Source organism: Altererythrobacter sp. Root672 (assembly GCF_001427865.1).
Classification (GTDB): domain Bacteria; phylum Pseudomonadota; class Alphaproteobacteria; order Sphingomonadales; family Sphingomonadaceae; genus Croceibacterium_A.
This window is the reverse complement of the sequence record NZ_LMHH01000001.1, coordinates 577,283-599,419: the sequence shown is the minus strand read 5'-3', so window position 1 is coordinate 599,419 and position 22,137 is coordinate 577,283. Positions and strand designations below refer to the sequence as shown.

The window sequence follows — 22,137 nt, the reverse complement described above, 5'->3', positions numbered from 1 at the left end:
ACATGGCCTCCGTCAGTTGCCTAGAGTTGCAGGACATTTCCTCACTGACGGTTTCGTATCTGATTTGTTCCATCGGAACAAGAGCGGAACAAAACTTTTTCTGATTTAGGAATTTCAGGGAGTTAGCGGGCGGCCCGCTTGCGCTGTTCCTGTGGCGCGACCAATTGCCGCGCTTGTTCGGCGCGAACCGGGTGCCCGATGAGGAAACCCTGGGCGTGGGTGCAGCCCTCGCCAGTCAGGATCGCGAGCTGTTCCTGGGTTTCGACACCCTCGGCCGTCGTCTCCATGCCAAGCTTTTGCGAGAGCTGGATGGTGGCCTGGACGATGGCCAGCGAATCGCCGGCCCCGACCAGATCGGCGACGAAGCTGCGGTCGATCTTGATCCGGTCGAACGGGAAGGTGCGCAAGTAGCTGAGGCTCGAATAGCCGGTGCCGAAATCGTCCATCGCAATGCTCACGCCGAGAGCGCTCAGTCGTTCGAGGATCGAGCGGACCCAGGCCTCGTCATGCAGCAGGACGGATTCGGTGATCTCGAGTTCGAGGCGGCTCGGCGCGAGCTCGGCGTTGCTGAGCGCGGACAGCGTCACGGTGATCAGGTCGCCGCGCTTGAACTGCGCCGGCGAGAGATTGACGCCGACCTTCACGTCTTCCGGCCAATCGCGCGCATCGTGGCACGCCTGGCGCAGGACCCATTCGCCGATCGGGATGATCAGGTTGCTCTCTTCGGCAATCGGAATGAAGTCGCCCGGCTGGACGAGCCCGCGCAACGGATGATTCCAGCGGACTAGGGCCTCGAAGCTGGCAATGCGCCCGGTGCCGGTGTCGAGCAGCGGCTGGTAGTGAACCTCGAACTGCCCCTGCTCGATGGCGATGCGCAGTTCTGCCTCCAGCTGGCGACGTTCCTGCATCCGCGCGTCCATCCCGGTTTCGAAGAACCGGAAGCTGCCGCGGTTCTCTTCCTTTGCCCGGTAAAGCGCGAGGTCGCTCTTCTTGAGCAGTTCGTCGGCATCCTTGCCGTCGCGAGGGCTGACGCTGATACCGATGCTCGCGCCAATCGCCACCGTATGCCCGTCGAACCTGAAGGGCTGTTCGATCGCATCGACGATCCGGGCCGCGAGAGCGGAGGCCGCCTCGGCATCGGGCGTGCCGCTCTGGATCACCGCGAACTCGTCGCCGCCCAAGCGGGTAAGGACGTCGTCCGGCCCGACCACCTGGCGCAACCGGGCGGCCGCCTGTTCGAGAATGCGGTCGCCAAAGGGATGGCCGAGCGTGTCGTTCACCTCCTTGAACCGGTCGAGGTCGATCGTAAGCACTGCCAGGCCGCAGTTCTCACGGGCCTCTCCGGCCGCCGCCGAGAGGTTCTCCGCGAAAGCAGAGCGGTTCGGCAGGCCCGTCAGGGTGTCGTGCTGAGCGAGGTAGGCGATCCGGTCCGCCGTGCGGCGAGCTTCGGTCACATCTTCGTGCGTCGCCACCCAGGAGCCCATTGGAGCGGGCTGGACGTGAATCTCGATGATCCGGCCATCGGCCAGTTCGACTTCATGACGCCCGCCCTCATCGACCAATACACCGAGAAGGTCCGCGTAGAATTCCGCCGACTGCGGGAACAGGCCGGTGCCGATGAGATGATGCAGGATTTCCGACACCGCGGTGCCGGGGGTCAGCAAATGCTCGGGAATGCCGTAGAGCTCGGCGTACTTCCGGTTGAACCGGACCAGCCGGTCATGTTCGTCGAACATCGACAGGCCCTGGCCCATGTTCTCCAGCGCTGCGCTGCTGATCGTCACCTCGCGCTCGAGCCTGGCGGTCAGCGCTTCGCGCTCCAGGGCTCCGACGAGGATCTCGTCGGCCAGGGCGGCTCGTTCCTTCGCCTCGGCGAACTGGGCCCGAGCCAGCCGGCGTTCGAAGTGGATGACGCCAAAGCCAGCGCCGAAGATCATCATGACGCCCGCGGTGATGACGATCGCGAGTGTGCCACTGTCGACCGAGTTGCTCGGCACGATCATGGCGTTGCTCGGATAGATCGAGGCCGCGGCCATGGCGGTGAAATGCAGACCACAGATGCCGAGCGTGAGCAGCAGCGGCGCGGCCTTCCTGGCCGCGGTCGCACTCCGCGCCGCCCACATCGAACAAGCTGCCAGCGTCACGCCCACGACCACCGAGGCCAAGGCGAGATCCTGGTCCCAGACGACGAACCCCGCGACCTCGACCGCGGCCATGCCGATGTAGTGCATGGTGCCGACGCCCGCGCCGACAATCGCCCCCCCGACGATTGCGGCAGCGGGACGCCTCGACAGCGCGATGCTCCAGCCGATGCCGGACACGAAGATCGCCGCGCCCACAGAAAGCAGGGTGGTCGAGAAATTGTAGCCCATCGGAAGGTCGGGCTTGAAAGCGAGCATGGCGACGAAGTGGGTCGCCCAGGTGCCGAGGCCAGCGACCACCGCCGCCAGCAGGGTCCACAGCAGCTTACGCGACCGATCCCGCTCCGCCTGCTCGAACGCGGCGAAAGCAATGCACGAGGAGGCAAGGCAAATCAGCCCCGCCACCAGAAGGAGGCGCAGATCATGTTCCTGAACTATGCAGGAGTAGACGCGAAGCATTCCAAGACCCTGTTACCCGGATCCGGTTTAGGGGCTGAGGCGCTTCGCTTCGGTTAAGTCGCGTGGTTTAGATAACGGTAACGAACGCGGAATTTACGCCTTGGCAGGGCGGTTTTTCCGGCTTTACGCTTTCGTGCGATTAAGATCAGGCCTCGCCTGGCGGCCGCAATTCCCAGGTCAGTTCGCGGCGTCCGTTTCCGGGCACGGTGACCTCGACGATCACGTTGCCATCCTTGACGCGCGTGCCCTTGATGCCCCGCAATTGCCACGCACCCGATGGCCCGAGCGAAACCCGCACCTTGACCGGATTGCGGTTGGCATTGGTCAGCGTGGCCTGCATTGGCGACCAACGTGTCCGCTCTTCGTCGAAGTCGAAATCGGCCGTTCGCTCGCAGCGGGCGAATACCTGGCTGCTTTCGCCGAGACCTACTTCGATGTCCTGCCCTTCGGCATAATCCCGGAGTTGGTCCTCCGCGACGAGCTGATCCCCGTATGACGAGGGCTCGAACACGGCCACGCCGCCCATCGGCAAGGCCATCCCGAGGCCATGCTTACGGTCGTTCACGGTCACCAGTAGCATCGATGCCCGTGCCGCTTCGTCTTGTGCGTTCCACGGCGAGCAAGCCACATGATAGAGGAGCCTGCCTTCGACACTGTCCTGGTCAAGGAACGCGACCTGCTTGAGCCCCTTGGCGGAGACCGTCACGGGCACCGGCACGCGATAGAGCTTGAGGTCGCCCAGCGCTTCTTCCTCGGCTTTCATCACGCGGGAACCCGTAACCACGATGGATTCGGCAGCGTCATACATCTCCGCACGCGCCGCCATCATGGGTGCCGGAGGAGGTGGGGGCGGCGGCGGTGGGGGCATTAGGTCGTAAACGGGCGTCCCTCTCGCCGTGCTTCCGAAGGGATAGCAGGTTAGACGTAACGGCGGCGCCCCGGGAGGATCTGCCAAGTCCTCGAAATCACTCACGACGTTGAGCTTGCCCGCCACCACGAGAAGCTCGGCATCGGGAAAGCTCTGGCCGTTGTCGTTGAGCAGCGTCAGCCAGCTCATCAGCCGCAGCTTCATCGCATCGCCCCGCCCGCCTTCCTGCAGCGTCGCGACATAGTTCGCCTGCCAGTCGAAGCCCCAGGCGAGGTAAGTGAGCTCGACCGTATAAGTGCCGCCCGACGGGCTGCGGGTATCCACGCTGAAAACCGGCTGGGCCGAGAGTCCTGCGGGCACTCGATCAAAGGCGAGCCCTTCGGGCAGGCCCGAGCAGCGCACCGCCTCGAACCCTTGGCTGGTCTGCAGGACCAGACCGCCGTCGGCGCGCGTGCGGACGATCGCGGATTCCGCCAACGCCTGCCCAGTTGCCGGGTTGGTGCGGGTGATGGTTACGCGGTTGCCAAGCGTTCCGTCGATCAGCGAAGCGGGGCTTAGCAGATCGGCGTTGCGGTTCTTCTCGATTGTGCCGCCGGGCAAGCCGGTCACGATCGCGCTTACCGCCACCATGCCCTCGGCGACGCCGGTGAAGCGGATCGTGGACTCACCGGGAGGGAGCGTGACCTGGCGGGTCTCTGTGATCATCGCAAAGCCCCGCGGCCAGTCGCGCTCCATGGTATCCCCCGGCGAGCGGTTCGGGTCGCGGTAGAGGGTGACCGCGAGGTCCTGCGGAGCCGAGGCTTCCACTGTCTCGCGAGCGACAGCAGGCGTGGAGGCGAGCACCAGGGCCGCCCAGCACAATATCCTGGAGGGGCAGCGCATCTTGCGCCTCCTCAGTACCGTGTCTCGTAAGTGACGCGCACCTCGCGCTTTCCGTTGGCGGGCACGGTCACCACGTACTTGCGGCGATCGGCGTTGAGCTGCTCGCCCGTAACGTCTTCGCTGACCACGCGGAAATCGCGCGTCCACCAACCGTAATCGAGGCCGCCCTGCACCAGCTCGACATCGACCGGCGTCGATTTGGCGTTGGTGAAGGTGTAGCGCATGGTCGTGCGCCAGTAGTCGACGGTCCGGTCGACCTGGATGGTACGGACTTCTTCGCCGTTGATGGTCACCCGATAGCGAGAGCTGCGCTCGTAATCGGCAGAGGTGATCTTGTCGCGGCTCTCGACCTCGGCCTGGACCGACACGTCGAACGCATCGCCGGTGGCCAGGGTGAGTTCGCTGCCCATTGGCGTGTGGCCGATGCCATTCTCGCCGATGAACTGCGGGTTGCCCGTCCGGTCGCGCTGGTAGAACCGCACGGTGCCGGCAGGCAGAGCATCGCCCAACCCGCCGTTGCGCGAAGATGAGAAGGCGATCTGGCTCTGCACGTTGACCGGCGCGCTGTCGGAGCTCAGCCAGCCCACGCTACGTCCGTAGACCTTGCGAGCCGGCACTCCCTGGACATCGAGGAAGCTAACCTGCTTGGTCTGGTTGTTGGCGATCGTGGTCCGGTCGGCGATGGGATAGAGATAGAAATCCCCGAGCTGCTCCCGATCGGCCGTTTCGGTTCCTGGCACCATCGAGCGACCCGGCTGCGGCGGCGCCACGCGACCGCGATAGCCGCGGGAATTGTCCAAGGTATTGGGATTGCCGGCGACAAGCAGGGTGTTGGCCGAATGGAAGGTCGTGCCGGTGCTGTTGGACAGCGTGACCCAGCCCTGCATGTCGATCGTCCCCTTGCCCTCGTCATAGAGCGCGACATAGTCGGACGACCAGCCGAGGCCCTGGGTCAGGTAGCGGATCGAAGCGGGGCGAGAGCCACCGCGGTCGCTGTCGAGCGTCACCGACAGCGTTGGCCGAGCGCGAAGGTTGGGGGGTACGCGGTCGAAGATCACTCGCACCGGCAAGCCATCGTCGCGCAGCACCTCGATCCGGTCGCCGACCTGGATCACCACTCCGCCAGCCGTCGAAAGGACCGTTGCCCGCTCGCGCGTTTCCTGTCCGGTGGCGGGATTGGTCCGCAAGAGCGTGACCGTCTGGCCGATCGCCTTCTCCATCAGCTTTTGCGGAGTCAGCAGGTCAAAGTCGAAGTTCTGTTCGACGATCGTAGTACCGGCGGCCGCAAAGCTCAGGGTCTCCGGCCTGATCTGCGCCGAAACGTCAGGAAACGCGATGGTGTTGCGGCCCGACGCAAACGCGAGCTGGCGGACATCCTGCACCAGCGAATTGCCTGACTGGTAGATCGTCACCGACACGTCGCCCTGCGCGGTCGCGTCAGGATCGGCGATCGCCTGAGCTTGGGCGGCAGCAGGCGCGATCAGCGTCGCGGAGGCCGCGGCAAAGAGGGCAGCGCGAAAGGACATGCAGAGTCTCCCATGACACTTGTTCATGTTACAATGTATCAATCAGGTTTACCGAAGGTGAACGAGCGTTAAGGCGCTGATCGCGCTGCCGGAATTCGGAGTTTTACTTACGTTGACCAGGACGGCTCTGGGTCGAGGCCGCGTTCACACGCAGCACCTGGCCGACCTTGGCGGCGATCTGCGCGACGCTGAAGGGCTTCGCGATGAAGTGCATGCCGTCCATGTCGATCTCGCGGCGCAGCTGTTCTTCGGCATAGCCCGACATGAACAGGACCGGCATCCCCGGCACGAGCTGGCGGATCTCGCGCGCCATCGCCGGTCCATCGAGGCTCGGCATGACCACGTCGCTGACCACCAGGTCGAAGTCTGGGTTCTTGCGCACGGCTTCGACCCCGATGTCGCCGTCCGAGGCGGTGACCACGGTGTAGCCTTGCCGCGTCAGCGCCCGTTCGGCGACGGCGCGGACCATGTCCTCGTCTTCGACCAGCAGGATGCGCCCACCGCCCGACCATTCGCTGGCTTCCTCGAGCGTCTCCGCCCGCTTCAGCTCTTCCTCTGTCGCGTGGTAGACCGGAAGGTAGATGGTGAAGCGCGCGCCCCTGACGCTGCGGTCGGCATTGATGGCATTGTCGGCGAAGATGAACCCGCCCGACTGCTTGATGATGCCGTAAACGGTCGAAAGGCCGAGGCCGGTACCCTTGCCCAGTTCCTTGGTGGTGAAGAACGGCTCGAAGATTTTGGTCAGCGCGGGCTGCGGTATGCCGCCGCCGGTGTCCTCGGCGATGAGCACGGTGTAGTCGCCCGAAGGGATGATCTCCGACCCCATGCGCCGCACGTCGTGGGCGGCCACGCGGCGGGTGCTGAACGAAAGCGTACCTGTCGCCTGTTCGCCACCGCGCGCCTGGATCGCGTCGCGTGCGTTGACCGCCAGGTTGACGATGACTTGCTCCAGCTGACGCGGATCGGCGCGGATCGGACCGAGGTCGCGGGCGTGCTGCGTCTTGAGCGTAATACGCGCGCCGAGCAGCCGCTTGAGCAGCTGGCTGACTTCCGAGATGACATCGGGCAACTGGATGACTTCGGGCTGCAGGGTCTGCTGGCGGCTGAAGGCCAGCAGGTGCCGCGTGAGCGAGGCCGCACGGTTGGAGTTGGCCTTGATCTGCTGGATGTCGTCGTAGTCGCTGTCGCCGGGCGTGTGACGCAGCAGCATGAGGTCGCAATAGCCGATGATCGCAGTGAGCACGTTGTTGAAGTCGTGCGCCACGCCGCCGGCCAGCTGGCCGATCGCCTGCATCTTGGTCTGCTGGGCGACTTGCCTTTTGAGCCGGGTTTCCTCGGTCGTATCGGCCAGGCTGAGCAGCACGGCTGCCTCGCCCATCCCCCGCACTCCGGCAAGGCCGAGAGAGACCGGCTCATCCGGCTCTGACCGCAAGCGAACGGCGATGTCCCCGCTTGAGGCGGGGCCCTGGCCGAACCGGCGCACGGCGTCGGACATCGCAGTCTTGTCCTGCCTCACCACCAGGTCCGAAGGATAGGGCGGCAGCTTGCCCTCTTCGACACCGGCAGCGCGGCGGAAAGCGGGATTGGCGAACAGGAAGTGCCCGTCGCGGTCAGTCATCGCCAAGCCGAGTGGGAGCTGTTCGAGCAAGCCCTGAAGCTGCACCCCCTGCCCGCGAGTTTCCCCGCCCCAACCGCCGAGGCCAATGCCGGCGTCGAACATCATCATCAGCGATGGCGCCTCGCCCGCCTTGGCGCCGACTTCGGGATCGGCCAGCGGCACGCTGACAAGCGTCTGCGGAGAACCCTTGCGCCCCTCGCGCGCGAAGTAGATGCGGTCGCGCTCGTCTGAACGGAGCAGCGTGACGAAATCCTGGCCGGCCATGCTCGCGTGCTCGTCACCCGCGGCGCGACGGGCGAAGCCCGGGTTGCAGGCGCGGATCGCGCCGTCGGGTCCGACTAGAGCGACCTCGATACCCGCGGCGCTCAGGATCTTGCCGAACATGCCGGTGATGTACTTGCCGATGCCGGCCAGCGGCTCCGTCCGGGTGATCGGAGTGAAGCGCCAGATGAGATACTCGTCGCCGCGGCCGACCCGTTGGAGCACGGCCGTCCACGCATGGTTCTCGTCAGCGATGGTCACCTCACCGCTCTCGCCCTCGCGCCAGGCCACATGGGCGGCGCGGGCGAGCAGATCGGCGGACGCGCCGTCAACCGGCAGACGCGGCGGGGCGTAAGATGACCCGAACCACAGCTCGAACGCGGCGTTGGCGCAAACCAGCCGGTTGGCCCGGTCGGTTATCGCAACGGCCACACCGGCCTGCTCGATGGCCGCGACCGTTACTGACCAATCGGGCACCCCGGCTTCTGCAGCCAAGGCGGCAGCCGGACGCCGGCGAGCGGCAGAAAAGGCGATCAGTCCCAGCACCGCCAGCCCGCCGGCATAAGCCAGTGTGACGAGCGCACTACCAGTCACCAGGTAAATCAGGGCGATGCTGGCCAGCACCGCTGCAGCCACCGCCAGGGAATCGACCACCGGACTGGTGGCAGGCGCCTTGGCCGACTTTCCTGCCACGCCCTTCATTCGGTGGGCACCGCTTCCTCGAGCCGGCGAGCCTTTCGGCGGGCCCACTTGCGTGCGATCCACCAGCGCCACAGGAACACCGCCAGGAGATAGGAAATAGCGGCCGAAACGATCGCGATGATCACCAGTCCGAAAGCCGTGACCATGGTCGCACCGGTAAGCCACTCGAGGAACTGTTGCAGCTCGGTCTCTTCGATGGCGGTGTTGACCGGGGCGACAATCGTCGCCGCGTCGACCCGCAACATCCAACTGCCGATCCAGTAAGCCGCGACCCAGATGGCCGGAGTGGTGAACGGATTCGTGACAAAAGTGGTGAGCGCCGCAACCGGGACATTCGCCTTCACCGTGGTGCTCAGCAAAGCAGCGAACAGGATTTGCGCGAACGGTACGATGACCCCGACGAGCATCCCCAGCGCGACGCCACGCGGCACCGAACGGCGAGTAAATCGCCACAGTTCGGAACGCAGGACGCGGTGCGCGAACGGCTTGATGAAGCGGTTACCCTCCATCTGCTGGCGCGTGGGCATGTTCTCACGCAGCCAGTCGGAGAGGAAAGTCTTTGAGCGAAAATTAGCCATGATCCCGACCCGCCTTGCGCGGCCTATCCGCCGCTTGCAAGCGGGCTTTCGGATAGGCCGCCGCAATTTGCGCTGAGCTGGTCATGAAGGCCGACCGCATGGCGGCTTTAGCCACGATCACGCAGTAGCCGCGCCTTGTCGCGCTTCCAGTCGCGGTCCTTGATCGTTTGCCGCTTGTCGTGGGTCTGCTTGCCCTTGGCGAGCGCCAGTTCCACTTTCGCCCGCCCCCGCGAATTGAAGTAAACCGACAGGGGGATAAGCGTCATACCCTTGCGTTCGACCGCGCCGATCATCTTTTCGATCTCGCGTTCGTGCAGCAACAGCTTACGCGCCCTCTTCGGCTCGTGGTTGAAGCGGTTGCCGTGGCTGAATTCGGGAATGTTGGCGTTGATCAGCCAGGCCTCTCCGTCGCGCAGGTCGGCATAGGATTCGGCGATCGTGCCCTGGCCGAAGCGCAGCGACTTCACCTCGGTGCCCGAAAGCGCGATTCCGGCTTCGAAGACATCCTCGATAAAATACTCGAACCGCGCGCGCCGGTTCTCGGCGACGGTTTTTACCTTGTCGAACGGGGAGGGTTTGGGACGGGCCATGAGCCCGGGCATGTAGGCATTACGCCGCAGAAGCGGAACCCCCTTCCTCGTAAAACCCGTTGGTTGTGACTACAGCTCGCGCACGTCTTGCAAAGCCCCGCGAGGCTCGGCAAGAGCACCCAAAAAGGGGGGCAAACGTGAATATTCCTGCAATCTTTCGGCCCATGGCGGCCGCGGCAATGCTGCTTGGCCTGACGCCAAGCGTCCATTCGGCCGAACCCGTACCGCTGTCAGTCTATGGCGATCTTCCTGGCGTCGAGGACATGGCGCTGTCCTACAACGGCAAACGCATCGCCGTTCTCGGGACAATCAACGGCCAACGCTCGATCCTCATCATGACCAACGAAGCGGCGGTGGAGCGGGTATTCCAGGTCGGCGACGCCAAGGTGCGTTCGCTCGACTGGTTCGGCGACGAGCAACTCGTCGTGCAGATCAGCCAGACCGAGAAGCTCAGCTTCGAGTTCGCCCAGGACCAGTTCGAGTTCTTTCGGGCTTTGATCGTGCCGGTCGATCCCGCCAAGGAAACGCGCTTCGTCTTCGGCGAAAAGCGGGACATCGCGAAAGCCGTGTTCGGCACTACGGCCGCCGTCTCGTGGGCGATCACTGGAAGGCCTATTTCGGCGGGGTTCAACTGGAGCGGAAGGGTTTCGAATTCTTCGCGCCGCATACTCGCCCCGCCCTGTTCTCGATCGATCTCGAAACGGACGAGACCGCTCGCGTGGCGCCGCCCTCTGCATCGGCCTACAATATCGACTGGCTTCTTGCTGCTGACGGCACTCTCGCTGCCACTTTCCAGATCGAGGAAAGTACCGGCAAGTGGACGATCAGAGGCGCAGGATCGAATGTCCTCGCGACGGGTCTCGCTGCGACGGGCGATGCCGGATTGGTCGCGCTCGGCGCGGACGGGACCTCCGCGATCTACTCGCAAGAGGATGCCGAGGCTGAGACGCAATGGTACCAGGTTCCCCTGGACGGAAGCGCCCCGGCGAAAGTGTTCCTCCCCGACGAGGAGATCGATCGGCTCTACACCGATCGGGCGAGCGGCAGGCTGCTAGGTTACCTGGCCGGCGGCGCCGTGCCGCAGCCCAAGTTCTTCGCTCCGGAGCACCAGTCCGTGGCGGGCAAGGTACACCGGGCCTTCCCGCAGGCGGACATGAGCATGGTGGATTGGGCGTCCGACTTCTCCCGCGTGCTCGTCCGGACCAGCGGCAACGGTAACGGCGGCAGCTGGTACATCGTCGACATGAAGAAGATGAAGGCCGATCAGATCGGAAACGAACGGCCTACGATCGAACCGGAACAAGTCGGCCCGATCTCGACCGTTGAATACACCGCGGCCGATGGACTGGCGCTCGACGGCATCCTCACTCTTCCACCTGGTCGGGAAGCGAAGAACCTGCCGCTGATCATGCTCCCGCATGGTGGCCCCCATTCGCACGACAAGGAAGCTTTCGATTGGTGGGCGCAGGCCTTCGCGTCGCGCGGCTACGCAGTCTTTCAGCCCAACTTCCGCGGGTCGACCAATCGGGATTCGGCCTTCGAGCGCGCTGGCAACGGCGAGTGGGGCCGCAAGATGCAGAGCGACATTTCCGATGGCCTCGAAGAGCTCGTCCGGCGCGGCGTCGTCGATGGCAAGCGCGCTTGCATCGTCGGGGCCAGCTATGGAGGCTACGCCGCGCTTGCAGGAGTTACCTTGCAGCAGGGGCTCTATCGCTGCGCCGTCTCGGTGGCGGGCGTTGCCGACATCGCTCGGATGTATTCGGTCGACTACCGGGACAGCGGGCGAAGCGGACTGCTCAAGCGATCGTTGCTCGAAGAGCTCGGACCGCGTGAAGGGTTCGCAGCAATCTCCCCGTCCCGCTTCGCAAGCCGAGCCGACGCTCCGATCCTGCTGATCCACGGCCGTAACGACACGGTGGTTCCATTCGACCAGAGCACCGTCATGGCAGATGCCCTGAAGGATGCAGGCAAACCCTTCAAATTCGTCGAGCTAGCCAACGAGGACCACTGGCTCTCCCGCGCCGACACCCGCAAGCAGATGCTCGAGGAGGCCGTAGCCTTCGTCCAGGAGTACAACCCGGCCGACTGATTGCCATTCCTCAAGCTTGGAGCCCTGTTCCGGATCTCGTTTTGGTCCAGAACAGGGCAGGCACCGTCTGAGACCGAACCGACCGACCTGCTATTCGACGACGATCTTGCCCTTCATGCCCAGGAAGGCATGACCGGCGTGAGTGCACACCAGCTTGTAGGAACCCGCGGCGGGTACGAGGTGTACCGTGAGCGTGGACATGGCCGGAACTTCGATCTCGCCGTCGGTGATGAGTGCTGCATCCGCAGGCTCAACCTTTGCCGCCGCGAAGAACTCGCGCGCGGCGAAGTTGTGTCCGCCTGAAGCCTGGTTGGCCACGACGAGTGCGTAGGCGTGCCCCGCCTGCAGGTGGATTTCCTTCGGATTGAAGTCGAAGTTCGACAGCTCTACTCGCTGTTCGGTATCAGCTCCGGAAGCGGCGGAGGGCGCAGCGGCCTGCGGCTGGTTGGCATAACCTGACGTGCACAACGCCATCGCGCCGGCGGCAAGTATGATCGAAATCTTGCGCATGGGTCAGTCCTCCGTTCCCGGGCTGGACGAGCCTATCCGACCGCTCCTACACATCGGGGCAGGAGAGTGCCGGTTACCGAAGGGAAAGCAATGGCGACAGCCTTAAGTTCCACCGATGCCGGTTCGCTGACGGCCGAGCGCATCCTGCAGAACGCGCATGACATGGCGCCGCCGATCGCCGCACGGTCGGAAGAAATCGAAGCGTTGCGCCGCCTGCCCGACGACCTGGTGGACGAACTGCGCAAGGCCGGATTCTTCCGCATGGCTCGATCCCGCGGCAAGGGCGGGCCGCAGATGAGCCTGCCCCAGCAGCTGCGGGTGATGGAAGTGCTCGCCCATGCCGATCCCTCAGTCGGTTGGTGCGTCAAGATCGGTGCCGACAGTGGACTGCTCGCCGAGTTCCTGCCTCCAGCCGCTTCGGCGCGTCTACTGCCCGATCCCGACATGATCACGGCGGGCCAATTCACCACGGCGCACGGCAAGGTCGAGCCCGTCGAGGGTGGCTATCTCCTCACCGGCCGCTTCCCCTTCGGCAGCGGCGTGACCCATGCCGACGTGGTGATGAGCGGCGGCGCGCTGTTGGAGAACGGCGAACCGGTGATTGGCCCGAGCGGCATCCCCGAAGGCCGCCTCGCCTTCTGCCGCGCGGACCAACTGGTGATCGAGGACACCTGGCACACCCACGGACTGCGCGGCAGCGGCAGCAACCACTACCGCGCGGAAGGGGTGTTCATCCCCGAGGACCAGGCCCTGCGGATCGAAGAGGCGATGTTTGCCGGGCGTGAACCGCTCTACTCAAGCGGCTTCAACTGGGTGACGACAATGGCCGCCGTCCCACTCGGCACCGCGCGCCGCGCGATCGACGAGGCCAAAGGCCTGATCGCCACCCGCAAGGCCGGCATCCCGCCCCGCCCGATGGGCGAGATTGCGCAAGTGCGAGAGGCTGTCGCCAGGGCCGAGACCGCCTGGGGCGCCGCCCACGCCTTCCTTCACCGCGCAGCTGAAGAGTTCTGGGCCGAGCTCGAGGCGGGCACGCCCAAGGTCGAGACCAAGGGCCGCCTCGCCCTCGCCAACGTCAATTCGTTTCGCATGGCCGCGGAGGTCACTCGCCAGTTGTTCGACCTGATCGGCGCCAATGTGATCTTCCAGGGCTCGGTGCTCGAACGCCTCGCCCGCGATGCGCTGACGCTCAACCAGCACATGATTATCGCGCAGCCGGCAGTGGAGACTTACGGGGCGATGATGCTAGGGCGGGAGCACCCCTCGCCGCTCTACTAAACCCCGCTTCCCAAACGGGAAAAGCGATTTACCGCTTGCTCGGAAGGCCAAGCGCGTAATAGCCTTTCGAAAACCGACATGGGGGGACACATGGGTCGGATTGGGATGACGCTCGTGGTGGCGAGCGCCTTGATTGGCGCTGCGGCATCGGCAGCCGAGGCGCCGCCGCTGGAAGCCTACGGAAACCTGCCTTCGTTCGAAGATGCCGCGCTATCCCAGACTGGCAACAGCCTAGCCGTCCTGGCGGTTCAGGGCGGTCAGCGCAAAGTCATCATGTTCGACGCCGCGACGATGCAGCCCAAGCGCGCGCTGACCGTCGGCGATACCAAGATCCGCGACATCGAATGGATCGGCGACGAGGCCTTGCTGATGGTCACGAGCCAGACCGAAGACCTCGGCTTTGGCTTCACGACAAACCAGGCCGAGTTCGAACGCGGTGTCGTCATCCCGGCGAAAGCGGGCGAAGAGGTCAGGGTCGTGTTCGACAAGAACCGTTCGATGCTCAGGGCCCTGCGGGGCGACTATGGCATTCGTGAAGTCGACGGACGGTGGACCGGCTTCTTCGGGGGTATCAGGCTCGGACAGCGCAACGACAACCACGACTACTACCTCGAACACACCCGCCCTTCCCTGATCGCGCTCGATTTCGGGCAAGAGCGCGTGCGTTCTGTCAGCGATCCGGCGCGCGAAGGCGAGCGGCGCAGTTGGCTGGTGGGCGGCGGCGGCAAGGTCGTCGCGACGCTCGATATCCGCGAGGATACCGGGGCATGGCAGATCGTCGACGCCAGCGGCAACCACCTGGCCGACGGAACCAACACCGGCGGCGATGTCGGCCTTGCCGCTATCGGGCATGACGGGTCGAGCGTGGTCTATTGGGCGGAGGACGAAGAGGGCTATTCAAGGCTCTACCAAGTGCCTTTCGGCGGGGGTAGCCCGCCGACCGAGATCCTTGCCGACGAGAGCCTGGTGGAGACCTACCGCGACCCATCGGACAATCGGATGATCGGCTACCTGCGCCGTGGCACGACGGACGAGCAGGTCTTCTTCGATGCCGACAAGCAGGCCCTCGCCGAGAAGATCGGCCGGGCTTTCAAGGGCCGCACGACCAGGATGATGGCCTGGACGCCCAACTTCTCGCACGTCATCGTCAACACCACGGGCAACCAGGACAGCGGCAGCTGGTTCTTGCTCACCAGCGCTCAGCTGAAGGCTCGGCTCATCGGAGAGGAGCGGCCGCAGATCCTCGCCGAGGAAGTCGGGCCGATCAGCACTTTCGCCTACAAGGCGCAGGATGGGCTCGACCTGGACGGCATCCTGACGCTGCCTCCGGGGCGCGAGGCCAAGAACCTACCCATCGTCATCCTCCCGCACGGTGGACCGGGTTCTCACGACGAGGAACGGTTCGACTGGTGGGCCCAGGCCTACGCTTCGCGCGGTTATGCGGTGTTCCAGCCCAACTTCCGCGGATCGACCAACCGCGACCAGGACTTCCAGCGCGCCGGCTATGGCCAATGGGGCCGCAAGATGCAGTCCGACGTGTCGGACGGATTGGCGGCCCTGGCGGCGCAGGGCATCGTCGATCCGCGCCGCGCCTGCGTGGTCGGAGCAAGCTACGGCGGTTACGTCGCGCTCGCTGGTGTCACGCTGCAGCACGGCCTCTACCGCTGCGCAGTTTCTGTCGCTGGGGTCAGCGATCTCGATCTGATGTTCAGGACGGAGAACGCGGAATACGGCTACAGCAAGATGATCAAGCACTCGCTGATCGAGGAATTGGGCCCACGTAGCGGTCTCAGGGAAACCTCCCCACGCCTGTTCGCCGCCCAGGCCGACGCGCCGATCCTGCTGATCCACGGCCGCGACGATACCGTCGTTCCCTACGAGCAGAGCACCAAGATGGCCGATGCGCTGAAGGATGCCGGCAAGCCGTTCGAGTTCCTGGAACTGCGCGAAGAGGACCACTGGCTCTCGCGCGCCGACACCCGCAACCAGATGCTGGCCGCGGCGGTGGCGTTCGTGGAGCGGTACAACCCGGCGGAGTAGGTCGGGCTAAGCCAGCCCGGCACTCTCCAGCGCCTCATCAACCGCCCTGCGTCCGGCCTCGCTGCACGGAGCGATCGGCAGGCGCGTCTCGGCAGTGAGCCAGTTGTGTAGCTTGGCGAGCGCGTACTTGGTCGGAGAGGGGCTGGCGTCAGCGAACAGGGCCTTGTGTAGCGGGAACAGCTTCTCGTGGAGCTTGCGCGCTGTCTCGTAGTCGCCCGCTGCGGCCGCAGCATGGAACTCGGCGGAGAGCTTGGGGGCGACGTTGGCGGTGACCGAGATGCAGCCGACCTGGCCGAGCACGTAGCCTGCCAGCGCCAGCGGGTCGTCGCCCGAGAGCTGGCAAAAGTCCGGCCCCGCGCCGAGCCGGTGCTGGGTTACCCGCTGGAGATCGCCGCTCGCGTCCTTGATGCCGACGATCTTACCCGGATGACGGCGCGCCAGTTCGACCACAGTCGCCGGCAACAGGTCGGTCACCGTGCGCCCGGGTACGTTGTAGAGCACGATCGGCAGGTCGCAGCTTTCGGCGAGGAACGAGAAGTGCGCCAGCAGCCCTTCCTGGCTCGGGCGGTTGTAGTAGGGCGCGACCATCAGCGCGGCATCGGCGCCGAGGTCCTTGGCCACTTCCATGTGCCACAGCGCGGTGCGGGTATCGTTGCTGCCGCAGCCGGCGATCACCGGAGCGCGGCCCGCCGCCTGTTCGACGCAAATGCCGATAATCCGATGATGTTCCTCGTTATCGAGCGTGGCGCTTTCGCCGGTGGTACCGCAGGGGACCAGCGCCGAAGTGCCATTTTCGATTTGCCAGTCGACGAAGCGGCGAAAGGCTTCTTCGTCCACTTGCCCCCCACGAAACGGGGTGACGAGTGCCGGAATTGAGCCAGAAAACATTTACACCGCTCCCGCCGTGGATTCTAATCGGAGAAAGGCCGCGCGTGTCACGCTGCCGCAGGGATCAAACCGTTCAGCGCTTGATAAGGAGCCGCTCGCCAGAATGTCCAGCATGGTTAGCAAAGCTCTCGTCACCGCCCTCACGATTTCCGCCGCCCTAGTCCCTGGCCATGCCTTCGCGCAAGCCGGATGGGATCAGGGCCGTAGCAGCCTGGTCGCGCAGTCGGGCGGGATGTCTTACGCCATCAGCCGCTGGGAACAGCTGGCAGCAAGCCCGCAGTATACCTTTGAGGACTATGCCGGCTTCCTCCTGAGCTATCCGGGCTTCCCTGACGAAGACAAGCTGCGCGCCAATGCCGAGGCGCGGCTGGGCTACGACTATGTCAGCCCCGAACGCGTGATCGCCTATTTCGACCGCTATCCGCCGGTGACCAACAATGGCCGCGCCCAATATGCCGTGGCCATGCTCTCGCTGCGGCCCGACCAGGCCGAGACCGCCGCCCGTGCCGCCTGGCGGGGTGGCGAGATGAGCGATGGCGCCCTGGCGGTCATCTTCGGCAACTACGGCGGCCGCTTCTCGCCTGAGGACCACGACGCGCGGATGGACGCGCTGCTGTGGCAGCGTAACGCCTATGCCGCCGCGCAGCAGCTGCCTTACGTCTCGCCGGGCAAAGCCAGCATCTACGCGGCGCGTTTGGCCATTCTGCAGGGCGGCGACGGATACACTTCCGACGGATCCGCCACGACCGACCCCGGATACCTTTACAACCGCAGCCGCGAGCTGCGCCAGGAAGGACGCGACCAGGAGGCCGTGTCGATGCTGGCCTCGCACGCGCCGCTTTCGGTGAAGCCATTTGACGCAACTGCCTGGATTACCGAGCACCTGACCGTCGCCCGGCTCACAAGTGGCAGCTCGGCAGTCCAGATCGCCCAGCGCGCCACCGAGCCGTTCGCCGACGTCAACGAGATCGTTACGGGCCCGTACAAGCTGCGCGACGACTATACCTCGCTGATGTGGCTCGGCGGGACCAACGCGCTCTGGTATCAGGGTGACGGCAACGCCGCCGCCGCGCTGTTCTATCGCTATGGCGCAGCAGCCAAGACCCCGCAGACCCGCTCGAAGGGCTTCTTCTGGGCCGGTCGCGCAGCAGCACAGGCTGGCGATCGCGGCGCGGCAAACCGCTACTTCGAGATGGCGGCGCAATATCCCGAGTACTTCTACGGCCTGCTGGCCCTCGAGCAGCTCGGACGCTCGGCCCCCGTCTATGCAGCGGCGGCTCCTGTTCAGCCGACTCAGCTGCAGCGCGACGCCTATTACGCCAGCCCGATCAACCAGGCCCTGATCGCGCTCGCCAGCAGCGGGCACACCTGGCAGACCAAGCGCAAGTTCTACACCGCGGCCGCCAATCAGGCACAGACCGAGGCCGACCTGCAGCTTGTCGGCGACGCAGCGCGCGACCTCCACCTTCCGGAACTCGCGGTCGTAGTCGGACGCACGGCGCCGGAGAAGGGCTTCACCGGCTTCACCACCGTGGGCTTCCCCGTGGTGCAGACACCGTCAGGCGCTGACTGGACCATGGTTCACGCCATCTCTCGGCAAGAGAGCGAATTTGACGATTACCGCGTCAGCCACGCCGGGGCACAAGGCCTGATGCAGCTGATGCCCGGCACCGCTCGCGAACAGGCCGGCAAGCTGGGCGTGGTCTACATGTCGGCCTCGCTGATGACCGACCAGCAATACAACATCATGCTCGGCAACGGCTATTTCCGGCGCATGCTCAACACTTACGGCAGCTATCCGCTGGCCGTCGCCGCCTACAACGCCGGGCCGGGCAACGTGAACAAGTGGCTGCGCCAGAACGGCGATCCGCGTAACGGTTCGATCGGCTGGGTCGACTGGATCGAGCGGATCCCGATCTTCGAGACCCGAAACTACGTGCAGCGCGTGGTAGAGAATGCCGTGGTCTACGAAGCGCTGCACCCGGAGCTCGCCACTTACGGCCGCCCGCGCACGATCAACGAGTTCCTGCGCTAAGTCCCCCCTTGCGGGAGGGGAGATTGATGATGTCGGTGCGCCGGGGTACGTGACCAACCATGAAGCCGGCCGAAAACCTCATCACCCCCGCGGGCCTTTCGGCACTTAAGGCGCGTTACGATCACCTGCTCGGCACCGAGCGGCCGGAGATTGTCGCCATCGTCAGCTGGGCCGCCGGCAACGGTGACCGCAGCGAGAACGGCGACTACCTCTACGGCCGCAAGCGCATGCGCGAGATCGACCGCGAGCTCGCCCACCTCGCCCGCCGGATGAAAGCCGCGCGCGTGGTCGACCCCGCCCAGGCCCCTGACCGCGCCCGAATTTGGTTCGGCGCCACCATCACCATCGCCGACGATGACGACAACGAACGCACCCTCACCCTGGTCGGCGACGACGAGCAGGACGCCTCAAGCGGCAAGATCGGCTGGAGCGCGCCGATAGCCCGCGCCTTGCGTGGTTCGGCGGTCGGCGACTTGCGCACCGTCCGCCTTCCCGCCGGGGAGAAGGAATGGGAAGTGCTGGCGATCGACTATCCGGAGGCCAACTGATGGCCGAGATCGTCAACCTGCGAACGGCGCGCAAGGCAAAGCAGCGTTCCGCAAAGGCGAACGAGGCGTCCGCCAACCGCGCGAAGTTCGGCATGACCAAAGCGGACAAGACCCAACACCAGGCCGACAAGTCGCGCGCCGCGCGGCAGCTCGACGGCGCGAAGTTGGAGCGCGACTGATGCGCACGACTTACGAAGAAGCCACCGTGCGGCTCTATTTCCTCGACGGCGAAAGCGAGGGCGGCGCGGCCGAGACGCTGTTCTACGGCCCCCTGCGTGAGGCGATGCAGATCGCCGAAAACCAACCCGAGGAAGTCCAGGCCGGACTGTTCCTCGCCACCGATAACGACGTGGTGGCGTGGCTGGATTTTATCGGAGGTTAGAGAACCAGGCGCTTCACAGCTTCAATCCTCCCCGAGCGAGCTCGGGGAGGAATTGCGCAGTTCGCTACTCGGCCGCTTCGGCCGTCTTCTTCGGCTTGTCGGTATCGTCGTTCTCGGCCTGCGCGATGGCCGGTTTCGCTTCGACTTGCACCAATGGCGCGGCAGTAGCCGCCACCAGGCCTTCGAGTGAGCTGCCGTCGAGACCTAACTCCTTCATCAGGCCATCGAGCATCGGCGCCTGCGCGCGGTAGGCCAGCGCTGCGGATACGGCATCCTGCGCCAGGTTGCCGGTGCTGCCACCGTAGCTCGCACTGTTTCCACCACCGCCAGACTTCTGGGTGAGCCCGTCGACCTGGACGATCTTGATCGAATCGATCGCTTCAAGCGGCTTGGCGCTTTCGCGCACCAGCTCAGGAAGGACCTTGAGCAAGGCGAGCTTGGTCTGGAGCGAGACCTGGTCGTTCGACAGGAGGTTCGCCGCTTCGTTGACCGCACGCTGACCGGCGGCCTCGACTTCGAAGCGCACTCGATCGGCCTCTGCGCGGAGCTTGGCCGCGTCCGCTTCACCTTCCGCCGCGAGACGAGCGGCGTCAGCACGGTTGCTCGCCGCGTCCTTCTCCGCCTCTGCCTCGACCTTGATGCGGATCGCGTCACGTTCGGCCGCCTTGGCTGCTTCAATCAGTTCGATGCGCTTGTCACGCTCAGCGACCTCGGTCTGGCGCGAAGTGGTGACCTGCTCTTCCGCCGCCACGGCCTTGGCGCGGGCCGCATCCGCCTCGGCCTTGGCCTGGCTTTCCTCGCGGCTCTTGTTCTGCACCGCGATCTGCTGCTCCTGCCGGGCGATTTCGACCGCCTGCGCCTGAGCGATGCGGGCTTGTTCGACCGCGCGATCGGCCTCGATCTGGCGAGCGTCAATCTCGCGCTTAGCCTCGATCCGCGCCGTCTCGGCCTCCTGGTTGCGCACGGCTTGTTCGCGGGCGACTTCGGCCGCCTGCGCAGCACGGCGCATCTCGACTTCGCGCTGCTGTTCGAGCGTGGCGAACTCGTTGTCGCGCGCGATCTCAAGGCTACGCTTGTCGGCTTCGAGGTTCTTGGTCTCGATCTGGACGCGCGTTTCCTGCTCGATGTCGTTGCGCAGCTTCTTGCGCTGCTGGATTTGCTCGGTGAGCTTGGTCAGACCCTCGGCGTCGAAGGCGTTGTTGGCGTTGAAGTGTTCGATGCTGGTCTGATCGAGACCGGTGAGCGAGACCGATTCCAGCTCGAGCCCGTTCATGGCCAGATCGTTCGAGGAGACCTGCTGCACCTTCTGCACGAAGTCCGCGCGCTTTTCGTGCAGCTCGTTCATGCTCATGCCCGCAGCGACCGAACGCAGCGCGTCGACGAACTTGCCTTCGACCAGGTCCTTGAGCTGGTCAGGGTGCATGGTCCGCAAGCCAAGCGTCTGTGCGGCCATGGCGATGGCTCCGGAATCGGGCCGCACGCGCACGTAGAACTCCGCTTTCACGTCGATCCGCAGCCGGTCGAGCGTGATCAGCGCATCCATGTTCTTGCGCTCGACCGCCAGACGCACGGTGTTCATGTTCACCGGCATGGTTTCGTGCAGCACCGGCAGGACCAACGCACCGCCGTCCATCACCACCTTCTCACCGCCGAAGCCGGTGCGAACAAACCCGACTTCCTTGGTTGCGCGCTTGTAGAGCCGCGCGATGGTGAGCGCGAAAATGAGCAGCGCGACAAAGATCGCACCCGCCCAGATCGCAATGTCGACGGCATTCCCGAACTCGATCATCTATTTCCTCCCCAGGGCCTGCTAGACCGGCGACAGCCGGCGTTCCTGCAGGGCCACTCCATAAAAAGTCTCATTCTCGCGGCGGACGAGCAGAAGCTCATCGCCTTCGAGCATTTCGGATCCGGCCTCGTGCGGCTCGACCATCACGTGATGCGGTCGACCGAAGCGGTCCGCGACCCGCGCCCGCGCTGGATTGCCTGCCGAGGCACGCCCGGTGACGATCGTTGCGCGGCGGCCTACCAGGCTGTCGAGGCTCACGGCGGTCGTTTCGTCGCCCGGCAGGATATGCGCCAGGGGCCGCACTACGATGCCGGTCACCGGCAAGGCAGCGACAGCGGCCAAGATCGCCGCGAGCCAGGTGTCGAGCGGAGCACCAAGCAAGCTATCTGCGAGCGACTGGATGCCGACGCCGATGCCGGCGAACAACAGCAGCAAGCTCGCCAGCCAAGCCAGGAACGGAACGCGCCCGATGCCGAAGAATAGAAGCAGGCCGTCGGCCAGCCCGCCATCGTGGTCGGCATCGAGGTCATGATCGCCGAAGAGATCGCCCAGCCCAAACCCCTGCAACAGGGCGAGCAGGAGCATCAACGCCAGGGCCACCGCGAACGGCAGGTTATGATCGGCCAGCAAGCTCATCGCATCAAAGTCGGCCGCTGGGCCGCCCCCCATTCAAATCGAATCCCCGAACCATCATGCCGCTTACGGCCTGCGAATCCAGCACAACCGGACATGTCGGAGATGATTTTCCTCCATCGTCCGTGCCTGCTATCGCTCGCTGCATGACTGCCCAGTTTGACGCTGCCTTCGACTGCAATGGCGCACCATCGCTCAACAATCCGGAAGAGCTCTCTGCGCTCTCGGTAGTGAGAGAGTCTCACCTTGCCGATAAGGGACATTACGAAGCCTCTCACAACATACTGAAATATAGATATTTTTGTGATTTGGCAGTTTTG

At 64.8% G+C, this 22,137-nt stretch carries 18 protein-coding genes; 7 read left to right on the top strand and 11 right to left on the bottom strand.

The features are described 5' to 3' along the window. Positions 1-122: 122 nt before the first annotated feature. From ASD76_RS02960 to ASD76_RS18520, 7 genes are all read right to left on the bottom strand, one after another. A complete protein-coding gene (locus tag ASD76_RS02960; protein ID WP_235506485.1) occupies positions 123-2,546 on the bottom strand; it encodes an EAL domain-containing protein in 2,424 nt (807 codons plus the stop codon). Positions 2,547-2,745: 199 nt separating this feature from the next. Beyond that, positions 2,746-4,350 (bottom strand): DUF4139 domain-containing protein, encoded by a 1,605-nt coding sequence (locus ASD76_RS02955; protein WP_156457521.1) that lies wholly within the window; start codon positions 4,348-4,350, stop codon positions 2,746-2,748. 11 nt (positions 4,351-4,361) lie between these two features. Next, a complete protein-coding gene (locus tag ASD76_RS02950; RefSeq protein WP_055918253.1) occupies positions 4,362-5,876 on the bottom strand; it encodes a DUF4139 domain-containing protein in 1,515 nt (504 codons plus the stop codon). A 103-nt stretch (positions 5,877-5,979) separates the two neighbouring features. Continuing rightward, positions 5,980-8,457 (bottom strand): response regulator, encoded by a 2,478-nt coding sequence (locus tag ASD76_RS02945; RefSeq protein WP_055918250.1) that lies wholly within the window; start codon positions 8,455-8,457, stop codon positions 5,980-5,982. After that, entirely contained in the window at positions 8,454-9,035 is a 582-nt protein-coding gene (locus ASD76_RS02940) for a DUF2062 domain-containing protein (RefSeq protein WP_055918247.1), read from the bottom strand. The genes ASD76_RS02945 and ASD76_RS02940 overlap by 4 nt, the downstream gene beginning before the upstream one ends. A gap of 107 nt (positions 9,036-9,142) precedes the next feature. Continuing rightward, entirely contained in the window at positions 9,143-9,625 is a 483-nt protein-coding gene (gene smpB, locus ASD76_RS02935; protein ID WP_055918244.1) for an SsrA-binding protein SmpB, read from the bottom strand. Positions 9,626-9,899: 274 nt separating this feature from the next. After that, a complete protein-coding gene (locus ASD76_RS18520; RefSeq protein ID WP_200943033.1) occupies positions 9,900-10,229 on the bottom strand; it encodes a hypothetical protein in 330 nt (109 codons plus the stop codon). Between ASD76_RS18520 and ASD76_RS02930 the strand changes: the two genes are divergently transcribed. After that, positions 10,218-11,714, top strand: coding sequence for an alpha/beta hydrolase family protein (locus ASD76_RS02930; protein ID WP_200943032.1), 1,497 nt, complete (start codon positions 10,218-10,220; stop codon positions 11,712-11,714). The genes ASD76_RS18520 and ASD76_RS02930 overlap by 12 nt on opposite strands. A 90-nt stretch (positions 11,715-11,804) precedes the next feature. On the opposite strand, the gene ASD76_RS02925 is transcribed toward ASD76_RS02930, so the two are convergent. After that, positions 11,805-12,224, bottom strand: coding sequence for a plastocyanin/azurin family copper-binding protein (locus ASD76_RS02925; protein ID WP_055918240.1), 420 nt, complete (start codon positions 12,222-12,224; stop codon positions 11,805-11,807). Positions 12,225-12,314: 90 nt separating this feature from the next. On the opposite strand from ASD76_RS02925, the gene ASD76_RS02920 reads away from it, so the two are divergent. Continuing rightward, a complete protein-coding gene (locus ASD76_RS02920; RefSeq protein ID WP_055918237.1) occupies positions 12,315-13,502 on the top strand; it encodes an acyl-CoA dehydrogenase family protein in 1,188 nt (395 codons plus the stop codon). 90 nt (positions 13,503-13,592) lie between these two features. Next, a complete protein-coding gene (locus tag ASD76_RS02915) occupies positions 13,593-15,542 on the top strand; it encodes an alpha/beta hydrolase family protein (protein ID WP_235506483.1) in 1,950 nt (649 codons plus the stop codon). Positions 15,543-15,548: 6 nt separating this feature from the next. Here ASD76_RS02915 and dapA read toward each other — a convergent pair whose 3' ends face one another. Beyond that, entirely contained in the window at positions 15,549-16,430 is an 882-nt protein-coding gene (gene dapA, locus ASD76_RS02910) for a 4-hydroxy-tetrahydrodipicolinate synthase (protein WP_055918231.1), read from the bottom strand. 103 nt (positions 16,431-16,533) lie between these two features. Here dapA and ASD76_RS02905 point away from each other — a divergent pair, with 103 nt between their 5' ends. From ASD76_RS02905 to ASD76_RS02890, 4 genes are read left to right on the top strand one after another with little or no spacing between them, the layout of a single operon-like run. After that, a complete protein-coding gene (locus ASD76_RS02905; protein WP_235506480.1) occupies positions 16,534-18,465 on the top strand; it encodes a lytic transglycosylase domain-containing protein in 1,932 nt (643 codons plus the stop codon). Between the two features lie 59 nt (positions 18,466-18,524). Beyond that, positions 18,525-19,013, top strand: coding sequence for a transcription elongation factor GreB (gene greB / locus ASD76_RS02900; protein ID WP_055918228.1), 489 nt, complete (start codon positions 18,525-18,527; stop codon positions 19,011-19,013). Then, positions 19,013-19,192, top strand: a complete 180-nt coding sequence (locus ASD76_RS02895) for a DUF4169 family protein (RefSeq protein WP_055918225.1) — start codon at positions 19,013-19,015, stop codon at positions 19,190-19,192. Before greB ends, ASD76_RS02895 begins: the two co-directional genes overlap by 1 nt. Continuing rightward, positions 19,192-19,395, top strand: coding sequence for a hypothetical protein (locus ASD76_RS02890; RefSeq protein ID WP_055918222.1), 204 nt, complete (start codon positions 19,192-19,194; stop codon positions 19,393-19,395). Before ASD76_RS02895 ends, ASD76_RS02890 begins: the two co-directional genes overlap by 1 nt. 64 nt (positions 19,396-19,459) lie before the next feature. Here ASD76_RS02890 and ASD76_RS02885 read toward each other — a convergent pair whose 3' ends face one another. Together ASD76_RS02885 and ASD76_RS02880 are read right to left on the bottom strand one after the other, a co-directional pair. After that, positions 19,460-21,184, bottom strand: coding sequence for a flotillin family protein (locus ASD76_RS02885; RefSeq protein ID WP_082553572.1), 1,725 nt, complete (start codon positions 21,182-21,184; stop codon positions 19,460-19,462). 21 nt (positions 21,185-21,205) lie between these two features. Next, on the bottom strand, positions 21,206-21,820 hold the full coding sequence (locus ASD76_RS02880; protein WP_055922860.1) for an OB-fold-containig protein: 615 nt from the start codon (positions 21,818-21,820) through the stop codon (positions 21,206-21,208). Positions 21,821-22,137: the final 317 nt, after the last annotated feature.